The organism is Methylorubrum sp. GM97, from assembly GCF_024347855.1.
GTDB classification, from domain to species: Bacteria; Pseudomonadota; Alphaproteobacteria; order Rhizobiales; family Beijerinckiaceae; genus Methylobacterium; species Methylobacterium extorquens.
Genome location: NZ_AP025942.1, coordinates 1208476 through 1221762, shown reverse-complemented (window position 1 = coordinate 1221762; position 13287 = coordinate 1208476). Strand labels below are relative to the sequence as shown.

General features: G+C 68.5%; 11 protein-coding genes. 8 read left to right on the top strand and 3 right to left on the bottom strand.

Annotation, left to right across the window (positions count from 1 at the left end; all coding sequences use genetic code 11):
• Window positions 1-197 precede the first annotated feature (197 nt).
• Window positions 198-950 (top strand): type I methionyl aminopeptidase, encoded by a 753-nt coding sequence (gene map / locus MSPGM_RS05750; RefSeq protein ID WP_012752296.1) that lies wholly within the window; start codon window positions 198-200, stop codon window positions 948-950.
• A gap of 118 nt (window positions 951-1068) precedes the next feature.
• On the opposite strand, the gene MSPGM_RS05745 is transcribed toward map, so the two are convergent.
• Window positions 1069-1497: a TIGR01244 family sulfur transferase gene (locus MSPGM_RS05745; protein ID WP_003600427.1), complete on the bottom strand. Its 429-nt coding sequence runs from the start codon at window positions 1495-1497 to the stop codon at window positions 1069-1071.
• Between the two features lie 175 nt (window positions 1498-1672).
• Here MSPGM_RS05745 and MSPGM_RS05740 point away from each other — a divergent pair, with 175 nt between their 5' ends.
• The gene (locus MSPGM_RS05740) at window positions 1673-2050 is read left to right on the top strand and encodes a restriction endonuclease (protein ID WP_003600426.1); all 378 of its coding nucleotides are present in this window, start codon (window positions 1673-1675) and stop codon (window positions 2048-2050) included.
• Between the two features lie 101 nt (window positions 2051-2151).
• Here MSPGM_RS05740 and MSPGM_RS05735 read toward each other — a convergent pair whose 3' ends face one another.
• Entirely contained in the window at window positions 2152-3537 is a 1386-nt protein-coding gene (locus tag MSPGM_RS05735; RefSeq protein WP_003600425.1) for an HD-GYP domain-containing protein, read from the bottom strand.
• Between the two features lie 303 nt (window positions 3538-3840).
• Here MSPGM_RS05735 and MSPGM_RS05730 point away from each other — a divergent pair, with 303 nt between their 5' ends.
• Together MSPGM_RS05730 and MSPGM_RS05725 are read left to right on the top strand one after the other, a co-directional pair.
• Window positions 3841-5004, top strand: coding sequence for an acyltransferase family protein (locus MSPGM_RS05730; RefSeq protein WP_003600424.1), 1164 nt, complete (start codon window positions 3841-3843; stop codon window positions 5002-5004).
• A 94-nt stretch (window positions 5005-5098) separates the two neighbouring features.
• Entirely contained in the window at window positions 5099-5314 is a 216-nt protein-coding gene (locus tag MSPGM_RS05725; RefSeq protein WP_003600423.1) for a DUF3606 domain-containing protein, read from the top strand.
• A gap of 98 nt (window positions 5315-5412) precedes the next feature.
• Here the strand turns inward: MSPGM_RS05725 and MSPGM_RS05720 are convergent, their stop codons facing one another.
• On the bottom strand, window positions 5413-5829 hold the full coding sequence (locus tag MSPGM_RS05720) for a flagellar biosynthesis repressor FlbT (RefSeq protein ID WP_003600422.1): 417 nt from the start codon (window positions 5827-5829) through the stop codon (window positions 5413-5415).
• A 203-nt stretch (window positions 5830-6032) separates the two neighbouring features.
• On the opposite strand from MSPGM_RS05720, the gene MSPGM_RS05715 reads away from it, so the two are divergent.
• The 4 genes from MSPGM_RS05715 to MSPGM_RS05700 all read left to right on the top strand — a co-directional run bounded on the left by MSPGM_RS05715 (window position 6033) and on the right by MSPGM_RS05700 (window position 13241).
• Complete coding sequence (locus MSPGM_RS05715; RefSeq protein ID WP_003600419.1) at window positions 6033-7232, top strand: flagellin; 1200 nt, start codon at window positions 6033-6035, stop codon at window positions 7230-7232.
• Between the two features lie 183 nt (window positions 7233-7415).
• Window positions 7416-8615 (top strand): flagellin, encoded by a 1200-nt coding sequence (locus MSPGM_RS05710; RefSeq protein ID WP_003600418.1) that lies wholly within the window; start codon window positions 7416-7418, stop codon window positions 8613-8615.
• A 137-nt stretch (window positions 8616-8752) separates the two neighbouring features.
• Window positions 8753-9781, top strand: a complete 1029-nt coding sequence (locus MSPGM_RS05705; protein WP_261926093.1) for an IS110 family transposase — start codon at window positions 8753-8755, stop codon at window positions 9779-9781.
• Between the two features lie 406 nt (window positions 9782-10187).
• Window positions 10188-13241, top strand: coding sequence for a penicillin-binding protein 1A (locus tag MSPGM_RS05700; protein WP_003600417.1), 3054 nt, complete (start codon window positions 10188-10190; stop codon window positions 13239-13241).
• Window positions 13242-13287 lie beyond the last annotated feature (46 nt).

The following is a 13287-nucleotide window of genomic DNA, read 5'->3' as shown; positions in this document are numbered from 1 at the left end:
TTCGAGCGACGCGGCGTGCCCCCCTGAATGCCCCCGCGGGAACCGCCCGCTCTCATGCAGGCATGGCGACGGTCCGAGCCACACCGATGGCTTCGCGGAATCGCCCGAAGATGGCAGAACCGTCCGGCGGAAGCTTAGGCTTCTCTGCGAAGGCCGGGACGGGGATGCCGGACCCCGACGGTGCGAAAGGACGCGACATGACGGTGTCGAACGACGACGAGTTGGCGGGGCTGAAGCAGATCGGTCGCATCGTGGCCGATACGCTGGCCGCGATGGGCCGGGCGATCGAACCGGGCATGACCACGCGCGAGCTCGATGACGTCGGGCGGGCCTTCTTGGAGGCGGCTGGCGCGCGCTCGGCACCGGAGGCGGTCTATGCCTTTCCCGGCGCGACCTGCATCAGCGTCAACGAGGAAATCGCCCACGGCATCCCCGGCGAGCGCCGGATCGCGCCGGGGGACTTGGTCAATATCGACGTCTCGGCGGAGCGGGACGGCTACTTTGCCGATACGGGCGCGTCCTTCGCCGTGCCGCCGGTGACGCGCGCGGTCGAACGGCTGTGCAAGGACGGACGCCGGGCGATGTGGGCGGGCCTGCGTCAGGTCGGCGCCGGCAAGCCGCTCTCGGGGATAGGCCGGGCGGTGGGCACCTTCGCGCACAAGAACGGCTACACGCTGGTGCGCAACCTCGCGAGCCACGGCGTGGGCCTGTCGCTGCACGAGGAGCCGACCGAGATCGCGACTTGGCCCGATCCGTCCGAGCGCCGGATCATGCGCGACGGCATGGTCTTGACCGTCGAGCCGTTCCTATCGCTGGGCGCGGATTTCGCCGAGGACGGCGACGATCCCTGGACCCTCTACAGCCGGCCGCGCGCCCTCACAGTCCAGTACGAGCACACCGCCGTCGCCACGCGCAACGGTCCGCTGATCCTCACCATGCCGGGGGCGTAGCGCAAGAGAGCGTCGCCAGAGCGTCGACCTGGATGTCAGGTCGAGGACGCCGCTCTCCGTTTTTGATTCCGCATCGTCCCGAAAGCCGGCAGCCACCTTTCGGGACGAGGCTCGTCACTCAGCCCGCATTCGCGTCGAGCCAGCGCTCAGCGCCCGAGAGGTCGTAGCCGTGGCGGGCGCCGTAGGCTGCCACCTCATCCCGGCCCAGGCGTCCGGCGAGCACTTCGCCGATCACCCAGAGCGTCAGCGAGCGCGTGCCGCTGCGGCAATGGGCGACGACCGGGCCCGGCGCCGCCTCGACCGCCGCGTGGAAGCGCTCCACCGCCTCGCGGGTGAGGGTGGGGCCGGTCACCGGCAGATCGAGGTAGCGCAGGCCCGCCGCCTCCGCCGCCGCGCGCTCGGCCGACGCGCCGGGCTGACTCGGCTCCTCGCCATCGGGACGGTTGTTGATGAGAAGATGCACGCCCTCGGCCCCGAGCGCCTCGATCTCCCCGAGGCTCGGCTGGCCGGCCACGGAGAGCTTGGAATCGATGGTTGTCCGCTTCATGCCGCCCACCCGTATCGCCGTCTGAGCTCCGGGCGTAGCCTGCACCGTTTGCCGCAACAAGGCGCTGCGCGCGATCAAGGCGGCGCACGTGACGCGGGCCCCGGCGGGAGCCGTGCGGCTTCCCGTCCGTTTCCCTGGCGCCCGGCACGACCGGGCCATTGAACGGAGACACGCGGTGGTGGGGCGGCGCGCCCGTCGCTGGCGCGACGCGGATCCCGAGACGCACGGACCGAAGCCGGCGGCCACGCCGGTCTGCCCGCTCTGCGAGCGGCCGATTCCGGCCCATGCGCGCCAGAGCCTGCATCACCTCACGCCGAAGATGAAGGGCGGCGCCCACGGCGCGACCGTTCGGCTCCATCAGATCTGCCACTCGGCGATCCATGCCCGCTACAGCGAGGCCGAGATCGCCCGGCGGCTCGCCGAGGTCGAGGCGCTGCGCGCCGATCCCGAGATCGCCCGCTTCCTCGACTGGGTGCGCGGCAAGCCCGACGATTTCCACGCCCCCACGCGCAAGACCCGCGACCGGCGCGGCGACGGGGGCGTGCGGCGGTAGGGCGAGACCCGGTCGGCCGAGCGGGCATCGCGGGCTCCGACGCTCCGGCGGGGTGCCCGAGTGATCTCGCGAGTAATCTCGGATGAGCCGTGCGTGTCGCCCTATGCCGCCTCGTGCGCCTGCGCCAATTCCGTGTCGAGCCCGGCGATGGCGCGTTCCAGCGCCGCGAAGCAGTCCGGATCGAAGGCGGTGCCGACATCGCCGCGCATGATCGCCAGCGCCTTCTCCACGGGCATGGCCTTCCGGTAAGGCCGGTCGGCGGTCAGGGCGTCGAACACGTCGGCGACCGAGACGATCCGTGTCTCGGGCGCGATCGCCTCGCCCTTCAGCCCGCGGGGATAGCCCCTTCCGTCGAGCCGCTCGTGATGGCCGCCCCCGATCCGGGCGATCTCGTGGAAGGCGGCCACCCGTGTCAGGATCGTCTCCGACATCGAGGCGTGGTTGCGCATGTCCTGCCACTCGGCCTCGTCCAGCTTGCCGTTCTTGTCGAGGATCGCGTTCGAGACCCCGAGCTTGCCGACATCGTGCAGCAGCGCGGCCCGCTTCAGCCAGCGTCGGCGCTCCGGCGTGTAGCCGAGTTCGGCCGCGACCATGTCGGCATAGACCGCGACGCGCTCCGAATGGCCCGAGGTGAACGGGCTCTTGGCATCGATGATCTGCGCGAAGGCGCGGGCGATGTCATCGAGGTAGTCTTCGTCCACCACGATCGGGCTGCGGGGCGCCAGCGCGAACACCGCCGCCTCGACTCCGTCGGAGGCCAGGGTCTCCCAGAAGCCGGGGGCGGCCGCGGCCGCCTCGAAGCAAGCCACGATCTGCGGATCGAACCACGTGCCGGCGCGGGCTCGCACCTCGGCCAGGGCCGCCGCGCGGCCGGCGGAGGCGTGGAAGACATCGACCACTTGGGCGAGCAGCGCCACGCGGGCATAGAGCGGGATCGCGGGGCCGGAGAGCCGATCAGGCCGGCCGCCGCCGTTCCAGTGCTCGTCGAGGGCGTGGATGGCTTCGCAGACGCTGGCCGGGAAGCGTAACTGCCGGGCGATCTCGGCGCCGCGCTGACACCGGGTCTGGATCAGTTCGTCGACGATCGTACCCCCGTTCTGCAGGATGTTGAGCACCGCCCGGAAACGGTCGGCTAAGCCGGCCTTGAGGCCCGTATGCGAGAAGACGAAGCCCAGAACCTTCGGCAGGCTGTCGCTGACCGTCTTGAAGTCGCGTTTGAAGCTCAGATCGTCCGACAGGTAGAGTTCACAGATGCGCGCGGCATTGCTGGAGCAGCCGAGATCCTTCAGCATCACGGTGTGGTAGAGTTCCCAGAGCTGCAGCTCGGGCAGGCCCATCTGCCGGCCGATATGGAAGCCGATCCAGGTCGCGCGCACGCAATGCCCGACGGGTTGGCCCTCCGTCAGATCGAGGGCGTGGCTCAGGGCGCCGAGAATCTCCGAAAGTTGGACGGTCTGCTCCCCCTCGCTGCCCGACACGATGTGCATGACTTCCCCCCACCCGTCCTCTTGCTCTTCGGCCCGAACACTGCTTGCAGAGCCTGATGAAAGCGTTGCGCCGCGACGGCGACCCGGCCGGATGGTGAACGGACTCTGCGTGTTACTGCATCCGCAGGTTTGCCGGGGGCGAATACGGCGTTTCAGCCGAGGGCGTGGCAACCTGTGGGAAATGTCCGGCCGTGTTGCTGCGGTATTAACCGCATGGCGAGATCGCCGGGCCGTGATCGCGGGCGCTTAACGCTTCGGCGCCACCATTGCGGCTCGATCCCGCCCGCACCAGGTCCGTCCGCCATGACCGCAGCGCCCTCCATAGCGTCCACCGCGGCCACCCGCCCCCTCCGCCCGCTTCCCGAAGAGGCCGCCCGGCTCGCCTGGGTCGATGTCGCCAAGGGCCTTTGCATCATTCTCGTCGTGATGATGCACTCGACGCTCGGCACCGGCGAGGCCCTGGGCGGCGAGGGCTTCCTGCATACGGTCGTCGAATTCGCCAAACCGTTCCGGATCCCCGACTTCTTCCTGCTCTCGGGGCTCTTCCTCGGCCGGGTGATCGACCGCGACTGGCGGTTGTTCGCGGACCGGCGCGTGGTCCACTTCGCCTATTTCTACGGGCTGTGGGTGGTGATCCAGTCGCTGTTCAAGGCCGGCTCGATCGTCGGCGGAGCGGACGGGAGCGCGGAGAAACTCGCTGCCTTCGGCCTGCACCTCGCGGAGGCGCTGGTGGTGCCCTACTCGACGCTGTGGTTCGTCTACCTGCTCGCGGTGTTCTCGGTGGTGACGAAGCTGCTCCACCGCCGGGTGCCGCCGGCCGTGCTGCTGGTCGCGGCGGCTGTGCTGCAGATCCTGCCGACGAGCGGCCTGCCGGAGCTCTTGGACGAGTTCTGCGAGCGCTACGTCTACTTCCTGGGCGGCTACCTCTTCGCCGAGTGGATCTTCCGCTTCGCCGATCGGGTGCGCGAGCGGGCCGGCCTCGCGCTCGCGGGTCTCGCCCTCTGGGCCGTGCTGGAGGCCGTGTTCGTGTTCACGCCGACGGGAATCGAGGCGTTGCCGACGCTCGCGCGCCTGCCGGTGGTCAGCCTCGGGCTCGGCACGGTCGGCGCGCTCGCCATCGTCGCCTTTGCCGGGCTGATGACCCGTGCGGGCGGCCCCGTCACCGCGGCGCTGCGCGCCTGCGGCGAGCGTTCGATCGTGATCTATCTCGGCTTCTTCCTGCCGATGGCGCTCACCCGCACCCTGATCGCCCGGTTCAATGAAGCCCAGCCCGATCTCGCCCTCGATGTCGGGCTCGCGAGCCTCGTCGTCACTGTGGCGGCGGTGACGGTGCCGCTCGCCTTCGAGCGGCTGGTACGCGGCACCCGCCTGGATTTCCTGTTCCGGCGCCCGGCCGCCTTCCACATCGCACCGGCACCGGCTGCGCCGGCACGCCTGCGGCCGGCGGCGGCCCCGCGCGAGGCATGAGCGGACGACCGTCGGCGGAACCATCCTGCCCCGCTCGCCGGTTTGCCCCCTTTGGCCCGCTTCTTCGTGCGGGCGCGATCGGGAGGACAGGGGCATGGTGCAGGAAGGGTCCGACGTCGGACATGCGGTGAGCGGCGATCCCGCCCAGGTGGTTCTCGACGCCCCGCGGGACCGCGCCTACTGGGCGCGCCGGTTCGAGGTGCCGGCGGAGCAGGTGCAGGCGGCGGTCGAGGCGGTGGGCTCCGATGCCGCCCGGGTCGCCGCCCATCTCGGCAAGCCCTGGCCCTACGAGAAGAGCGGCATCGTGTGAGACCGCAAAGGGCGGGGCGATCCCCGGCCCAGTGAAAGCCTCGTCCTGGATGCTCGTTTCAGGACGAGGCTTCGGGCTCCCGCGCCCGCCTCGGCCGCTCAGCCCTGATGCGCATCCGCATCCCGGCTCGCCTCGAGATGGTCGAGGAGCTGGCGCTCGTAGGCGATCAATTCGCGCCCGCGCTTGATCGCGCGGTGATACTGGCGCGCCGAAAGTTCGTCCTGAATCGCGAGGATGTAGGGCGCCATGCTCGGCGACGCCTTCATGATTTCCGTGGCTTGGCGCACGAACAGATCCTCGGCCTCCGGCGGGTTGTCGGCGAGATAAATGAACTGGAGCGTCACGCAGAGCCGCTTGGCCGCGGTGTCGGCCTCGGTCTCGGTGATGATCTCGCTCTCGCGCAGGAATTTGCACTGGTTCTCGATCACGAAGGTCGAGCGGCGGTCGCCGTTGCGGATCAGCGCGCCGTTGATGATTAGCCGCTCCTGGGGCTTGAGCTCGATGCGCAGGGCCATGGTGGACAGTTCCTTGGTGGGACGAAACGAAGCAAAGGTCGTGATGTTCTCTTAACCACGAAGGCAAGGCTTTGCGCGATGCTTGCGTTTGACGGGCGAAAGCGGCGGAATCGGACGGTTGGATTAAGGTCTCGGCAAGGCGCGGGGTGGAGTGTCAGGGTGTCGCCAAAAAGGCGGTATCAAGACCCACAAGGATCGCCCCCATGTCCTCCGGCATCACGCTTTCGTCCGCCACCCGTCAGAACCTGCTCTCGCTGCAGGACACCTCGGCCCTGACGGCCACCACCCAGAACCGCCTTGCCACCGGCCTCAAGGTTTCCTCCGCCCTCGATAGCCCCGTCAACTTCTTCACCGCGCAGAACCTGTCGAACCGCTCGACCGATCTGGGTGGCCTGCTCGACGGCATCTCGAACGGCGTCCAGGCGATCCAGGCGGCCAACCAGGGCATCACCTCGATCCAGAAGCTGATCGACTCGGCGAAATCCACCGCCAACCAGGCGCTGTCGACGCAGATCACGACGACCGGCACCGCAGCCACCGACTTTGCCGCCAGCACCACGTCGGCGACGACCGTCAGCTTCTTCGTCAACGGCACAAGCAAGACGGCGACCATCGCCACCAGCTCGACGATCGACGCGGCCATCACTTCGCTCAACACGGCGGCCGGCTCGACGATGTTCTCCAAGGACACGACCGGCAAGAAGATCGTGCTGAACGCCAGCTCGGCGGTCGAATTCGCGACGACGGGCAGTCAGACGGCTCTGGGCTTTGACGCCGGCACGGGCACCGCCACGGCCGACAAGTACGGCACCGGCAACACGGTCGCGGGCAACAGCGCCAACCTGACCATCTCAGGCGTGGAGACGCGCGCCAAGCTTGCCGAGCAGTACAACAGCCTGCTGACCCAGATCACGCAGCTGGCCAAGGATTCGAGCTTCAACGGCACGAATCTGATCAGCAACGGTGACCCCTCGAACAAGCTGCACATCGCCTTCAACGAGAAGGACACCTCGAACCTCGACGTCCAGGGCAAGGATCTGACGGCCGACGGTCTTAAGCTGACCTCGATCACCGGCAACTCGGGTGCGACGGCGAACGGCCAGGGCAACTTCCTGCTCGACACGGACATCAAGGGCACGCTGACCAAGCTGACTTCAGGCTCCGATACCCTGCGTACGGCGAGCTCGACCTTCGGCTCGAACCTCTCCGTGGTGCAGAACCGTCAGAGCTTCTCGAAGAACCTGATCAACGTGCTCGATACCGGTGCGGCGAACCTGACCAACGCCGACCTCAACCTGGAAGCGGCGAACTCCCAGGCGCTCTCGACCCGTCAGTCCCTGGGCATCTCGGCGCTGTCGCTCGCCAACCAGGCGCAGCAGAGCATCCTTCAGCTCCTGCGCTGATCACGTTCTCTGAGACGTACCACACCAGCAAAAGAGACGGTCGGGACCTTGTTCCGACCGTCTCCTCATTCCAAAATCGAAAATTATTTGGCCGAGAAGAGATCGTTAACGCTAAAGAAACCCTGGGCGTGGTGAATTAACCCTAATGCCGGATCGGTATCGATCTGAACGGGGTTGTTACCCATGTCTTCCAGCGTCACGCTTTCCGCCGCCACTCGTCAGAACCTGCTCTCGCTGCAGGACACCTCGGCTCTGACGGCCACGACCCAGAATCGGCTGGCAACGGGATTGAAGGTCTCGTCGGCCCTCGATAACCCGGTGAACTTCTTCACCGCGCAATCTTTCAACAGTCGATCGGGCGATCTCAATTCGCTGCTCGACTCGATTTCGAACGGCATCCAGACGATCCAGGCCGCCAACCAGGGCATCACCTCGATCCAGAAGCTGATCGACTCGGCCAAGTCCACCGCCAACCAGGCGCTATCGACGCAGATCACGACGACCGGCACCGCAGCCAGCGACTTTGCCGCCAGCACCACGTCGGCGACGACCGTCAACTTCTTCGTCAACGGCGCAACTAAGACGGCGTCCATCGCGACCAGCTCGACGATCGATGCGGCCATCACCGCGCTCAACACGGCGGCCGGCTCGACGATGTTCTCCAAGGACACGACCGGCAAAAAAATCGTGCTGAACGCCAGTTCGGCGGTCGAGTTCGCGACCACGACCGGCCAGACGGCTCTAGGCTTTGCCGCTGGCACGGGTAGCGCCACGGCCGACAAGTACGGCACCGGCAACACGGTCGCGAGCAACAGCGCCAACCTGACCATCTCAGGCGTGGAGACGCGTGCGAAGCTGGCCGAACAGTACAACAGCCTGTTGATCCAGATTACGCAGCTGGCCAAGGATTCGAGCTTCAACGGTGTGAATCTGATCAGTAACAGTGACCCCTCGAACAAGCTGCACATTACCTTCAACGAGCGCGACACCGCCAATCTCGACGTCCAGGGCAAGGATCTGACGGCCGACGGCCTGCTCCTGACCTCGATCACCGGCAACTCGGGTGCGACGGCGAACGGCCAGGGCAACTTCCTGCTCGACACCGACATCAAGGGCACGCTGACCAAGCTGACGGCAGGCTCCGACACCCTGCGCTCGGCGAGCTCGACCTTCGGCTCGAACCTCTCCGTGGTGCAGAACCGGCAGGACTTCACCAAGCGGCTCGTCAACATCCTCGATACCGGCGCGTCGAACCTGACCAACGCCGACCTCAACGAGGAGGCGGCGAACTCCCAGGCGCTTTCGACCCGTCAGTCGCTGGGCATCTCTGCGCTGTCGCTCGCCAACCAGGCGCAGCAGGGCATCCTCCAGCTCCTGCGCTGATCGGCATCGGTCGTCGCAGGCGGGTGGGTTTCGAGGGCGATCGCGCGAAGCGGTCGCCCCTTTATGGATGGCCCGCCCCTCACCGGACTGCGCTGCTAGGCTTGCAGGGTAGCCGAGATGAGGAAGGGAGCGGGACGATGACGATTGCGGTTCTTGGGATCGACCTGGGCAAGAACAGCTGCAGCCTCGTCGGGCTGGACGCGGCGGGGCGGGTCGTGCTGCGCCGACGCATGCGGCGCGAGGGGGTGATCGCCTTCGGCGCGAAGCTGCCGGGGTGTGTCGTTGCGATGGAGGCCTGCTGCGGCGCCCATCACATGGGCCGCGCCCTGGCCGAGCAAGGCCACACCGTCCGGCTGATGTCGCCGGAGTACGTGCGCCCCTACGTCAAGGCGCAGAAGAACGACGACCGCGACGCCGAGGCCATCGCCGAGGCGGCCACACGCCCGACGATGCGCTTCGTGGCACTCAAGTCCGAGGCGCAGCTCGACGTGCAGACCCTGCACCGGGTCCGCGACCAGCTCGTGGGCGAGCGCACGGCGCTGACCAACCAGATCCGTTCCGTCCTGCTGGAGCGTGGCCACGTCGTGGCGCAGGGGCGCGCCAAGCTCACCGCTTGCCTGGCCGCGTTGCTGGACACAGACGCGGGCGCGTCGCTCACACCGCGCATGCGCACCCTCATGGCCGAGGTGCGCGAACGCTGGCAGGAGCTCGACCAGCGCATCGCCGCGCTCGACGCCGAGTTCGCTGAGCAGGCCCGCATCAACGAGGACGCTCGTCGGCTGACCACGATCCCGGGCATCGGCGCACTTAACGCGACCGCGCTGGTGGCGGCCATCGGCGACGTGGCCAGCTTCGCCCGCGGGCGCGATCTAGCGGCTTGGCTTGGTCTCGTACCGCGGCAGGTGACGACCGGCGGGAAGCCTCGGCTCGTCGGCATCACCAAGCGCGGCAGCAAGTACCTGCGCAAGACGCTGGTCCAGGGTGCCCGCGCCGCGCTGCCCTCGCTGCGCCAGAGCGACACCCATCTCGGGCAGTGGCTGCGCGGGCTGCTGGCGCGGTCGCACGTCAACACGGCGGTGGTCGCCCTGGCGGCCAAGATGGCGCGCATCGTCTGGGCGCTGCTGCGCCACGGGCGGGTCTACGAGCCGGCGGCCGTGGCCGCCTGATCCGAGTTCGGCCGGCGCGGACGCGCCGGCCTTTCGATGTCTGCGGGCGGTGAGAGGAAGATGGCCTGACAGTCGACCGGTGTTTTGGAAGCCTCTCCGCAAAAATGGCGCTCGACGCCGACCCCTTTATGAGGCCCAGGACGCGCGGATCTCCATCTTGGCCAACGGCGCTGCCGGAAGGCCGGATACGTTTATGCAGACTGCACAGACCAGCGGATCCGAGCCACTTGCGGACGGGGCGGGCCATACGTTTTCGTTGGAGGGGCTGGCGTCCACACCCGACGGCGGCGCATCCCCGCCCCGTGGCGTCCGGGCGAGCCTGTCCATAAATCAGCCGCGTTGTGCGCCGCTTGATCGGTCCTGGTACGCTCTTCGTCGCGTGCCGGCCGGGGGCCTCAACCGCTCGATGAACGCCATCCTGATCAAGCTGTTCGCGACCGCGCTGACCCTGTCCCAGGTCACGACGCGGCCCGACGCGGTGCGGACCCAGTTCGACCCGGCCAAGGATGGCGGGCAGGTCGTGGCGATCCTGCGCGACGGCTGCGCCCACATGCGCAAGTCCTTCGACATCGAGGATATCAACCTCGACGAGCTGATCTCCACCGCCATGGAGGATCCGAGCGCGGTGGCGGGCGACAACGCGCCCAAGATCCTGCACGGCCTCGACATCGCCGAGCTGAACACGAGCTACAAGCAATTCTGCAAGGGCGAGAACCCGGCCAATTCGCCTTTCGAGGCGGCGGCGGTGATCGCTTTCTACAACAACGCCGTGAAGGATCTGCCTTCGGCCGAGGCCCTGCGCGACATCAAGCTTCCCAGCGCCAGCGTGATCCTGGATGCGGCGGGCAAACCCTATTCCGAGACCTTCGAGACGCATGGGCGTCGCCTCGTCGTGCCGATCGAGGGCGTGCCCGACCTCGTGCAAAAGGCCTTCGTCGCGGCCGAGGACAAGCGCTTCTACCAGCACCACGGCATCGACGAGCGCGGGGTGATCCGCGCCTTCGTCGGCAACCTCGCCTCGCCGGGGCGCCCGGCCGGCGGCTCGACCATCACGCAGCAGGTGGTGAAGAACCTCTCGGTCGGCGACGACGTCACCTACGAGCGCAAGATCCGCGAGATGATCGTGGCCTCGCGGCTGGAGCGGCTCCAGACCAAGCCGCAGATCCTCGGGCTCTACCTCAACGGGATCTATCTCGGCCGCGGCGCCTACGGCATCGAAATGGCGGCGCGCTCGTGGTTCGGGAAGTCGGTCGGCGCGCTGACGCTGCCGGAGGCCGCCCTGCTCGCCGGCCTGCCGAAGGGCCCGAACTATTACAGCCCCGACAAGTACCCGGAGCGGGCGCGGGAGCGGCGCGCCTACGTGCTGAGCCGGATGAAGGAAGAGGGCACGATCACAGAAGCGCAGATGAATGCGGCGCTGGCCTCCGATCTCGGCATCAAGCCGCCGGATGCCGCGCGCCAGGATTCTGGCTTCTACCTCGTCGATCACGTGGCCCGCGAGACGCGCACCTTCGCCGGGCTCGAAACGCTCACCAACGCGAGCTACACCGTGCGCGCCACGGTGAATGCCGGCCTGCAAAGCGCGCTCGAAGCGGCACTGCAGGAAGGTCTGGCGGCCTACGAGCGCGGCACCGGCCGCGCCCGCTACGAGGGGCCGGAACTGAACCTGTCCGAGGCGATCAAGCGCATTGAGGCCGCTGCGCCCGCACCGGAGCCCGCCGCCGAGCCAGCGCCCGCGCCCGAGGCGAAGAAGGGTGCCAAGACAGCCAAGGGGGCGGACAAGGGGGCCGCAAAGGCGCCGGCCAAGCCCACTCTCCAGCCCGCTTGGCAGCGCGCGCTCGTCTCCGCCCGGCCGCCGCTCTACGACGTGCGCTGGCCGCTCGCGGTGGTGCTCCAGACGGGCAAGAACGGCACTAAGGTCGGCCTGCCCGACGGCCGAGTCGCGAGCCTGGAGCCCGGCCCCGCGCGCGGAAAGCTTCAGCTCTACGATGCCGTCCGGGTGCGCCTGCGCGAGGGCAAAGGCAGCCTCCGCGCCGAGCTGCGCGTGCGCCCCACCGTCCAGGGCGCGGCCATCGTCTTGGAGAACCGCACGGGCAAGATCCTGGCGATGAGCGGGGGCTTCTCCTATCCGCTGAGCCAGCTCAACCGGGTGACGCAGGCCGTGCGCCAGCCGGGCTCGACCCTGAAGCCGTTGACCTACCTCGCCGCGCTGAATGCCGGGCTCCAGCCCAACACCCTGGTGATGGATTCCGCCGTGACCCTGCCGCCGATCGGCGGGGTCGGCGATTCATGGTCGCCGAAGAACTACGACGGCGGCGGCTCCGGCGCGACGACGATCCGGCGCGGGCTCGAATTCTCCAAGAATCTCGTCACCGCGCGCCTGCTTCAGGGCGGCATCGCGGCCAAGGCGCCCGACAGCCTCCAGCGGGTCTGCGACATCGCGCTGGAGGCCCAGCTCTACGCCGAGTGCGAGCGCTACTATCCCTTCGTGCTCGGCGCCCAGCCGGTGCGGATGATCGATCTGGCGAGCTTCTACGCGGCCATCGCCAATGAGGGCGCGCGCCCGAGCGCCTACGCCCTGGAAGCGGTCGAGCGCGACGGCAAACCGCTCTACCGCCATCCCGACAAGGCGCCGGTGCGGATCGGCTCGGCCGACCGGGTCGCGTTCTACCAGCTCAAGACCATGCTCCAGGGCGTGACCCAGCACGGCACCGCGGCCGCGCTCTCCGGCATCTCGGCTTATGTGGCCGGCAAGACCGGTACGTCGGAGAACGAGAACGACGCGTGGTTTGCCGGCTTCTCGAACGAGATCACCGTGGTGGTCTGGGCCGGCTACGACAACGCCGACGGCGTGCGCCGCACGCTCGGCCGCGGCCAGACCGGCGGCCACGTCTCGGTGCCGATCGCGCGGGCCATCTTCCAGGCGGCCTGGGCCAACGGCGTGGCCCGCACGCCGCTGGCGCCGCCCTCTCCGGAGGCGAAGGCGCTGATCGCCGACCTGCCGATCGAGCCGAGGAGCGGCCAGCGCGTCGCGGGCGGCGGCTTCATCGAGCATTTCCGCCTCAAGGGGGGGCAGGTCGCCGACACGCAATACGCGCTGGTGCCCCGCGACACGCTCTACGCCATGCGTCCCGATGCGGAGGACGGCGATTACGCCAACGCCGAGGACGGGGCGGACGTGGCCGGCGACCTCTTCGGCAACCTGCCGGGCGGGCGCCGGACCACCGAAGACCCGTTCGCGCAGCGGCGCAGCGCCGAGACCGATTCCGGCCGGACAGCCGACCCTTGGGGCCTGCGCCGCGACCGCCGGGAGGAGCCGCAGGCTTGGCCCGGCCGCGACCGCTACGGGCAGGTCAACCCGGTGCCATTCGGCTCGCCCTTCGACGACGAAGGCGACACCCGCACGCGCCAGCGCCGCCGCGATCCCGATTACCTGTTCGGCGACGACCCGGGCTACTGAAGCCGCGCCCTTCGACGCCTTCCTTCATCGACTCCTTCGAGGTCCG

Coding starts and splice junctions, on each gene's coding strand:
- map (WP_012752296.1), top strand. CDS start 198: ATGACGGTGTCGAACGACGACGAGTTGGCGGGGCTGAAGCAGATCGGT.
- MSPGM_RS05745 (WP_003600427.1), bottom strand. CDS start 1,497: ATGAAGCGGACAACCATCGATTCCAAGCTCTCCGTGGCCGGCCAGCCG.
- MSPGM_RS05735 (WP_003600425.1), bottom strand. CDS start 3,537: ATGCACATCGTGTCGGGCAGCGAGGGGGAGCAGACCGTCCAACTTTCG.
- MSPGM_RS05730 (WP_003600424.1), top strand. CDS start 3,841: ATGACCGCAGCGCCCTCCATAGCGTCCACCGCGGCCACCCGCCCCCTC.
- MSPGM_RS05725 (WP_003600423.1), top strand. CDS start 5,099: ATGGTGCAGGAAGGGTCCGACGTCGGACATGCGGTGAGCGGCGATCCC.
- MSPGM_RS05720 (WP_003600422.1), bottom strand. CDS start 5,829: ATGGCCCTGCGCATCGAGCTCAAGCCCCAGGAGCGGCTAATCATCAAC.
- MSPGM_RS05715 (WP_003600419.1), top strand. CDS start 6,033: ATGTCCTCCGGCATCACGCTTTCGTCCGCCACCCGTCAGAACCTGCTC.
- MSPGM_RS05710 (WP_003600418.1), top strand. CDS start 7,416: ATGTCTTCCAGCGTCACGCTTTCCGCCGCCACTCGTCAGAACCTGCTC.
- MSPGM_RS05705 (WP_261926093.1), top strand. CDS start 8,753: ATGACGATTGCGGTTCTTGGGATCGACCTGGGCAAGAACAGCTGCAGC.
- MSPGM_RS05700 (WP_003600417.1), top strand. CDS start 10,188: ATGAACGCCATCCTGATCAAGCTGTTCGCGACCGCGCTGACCCTGTCC.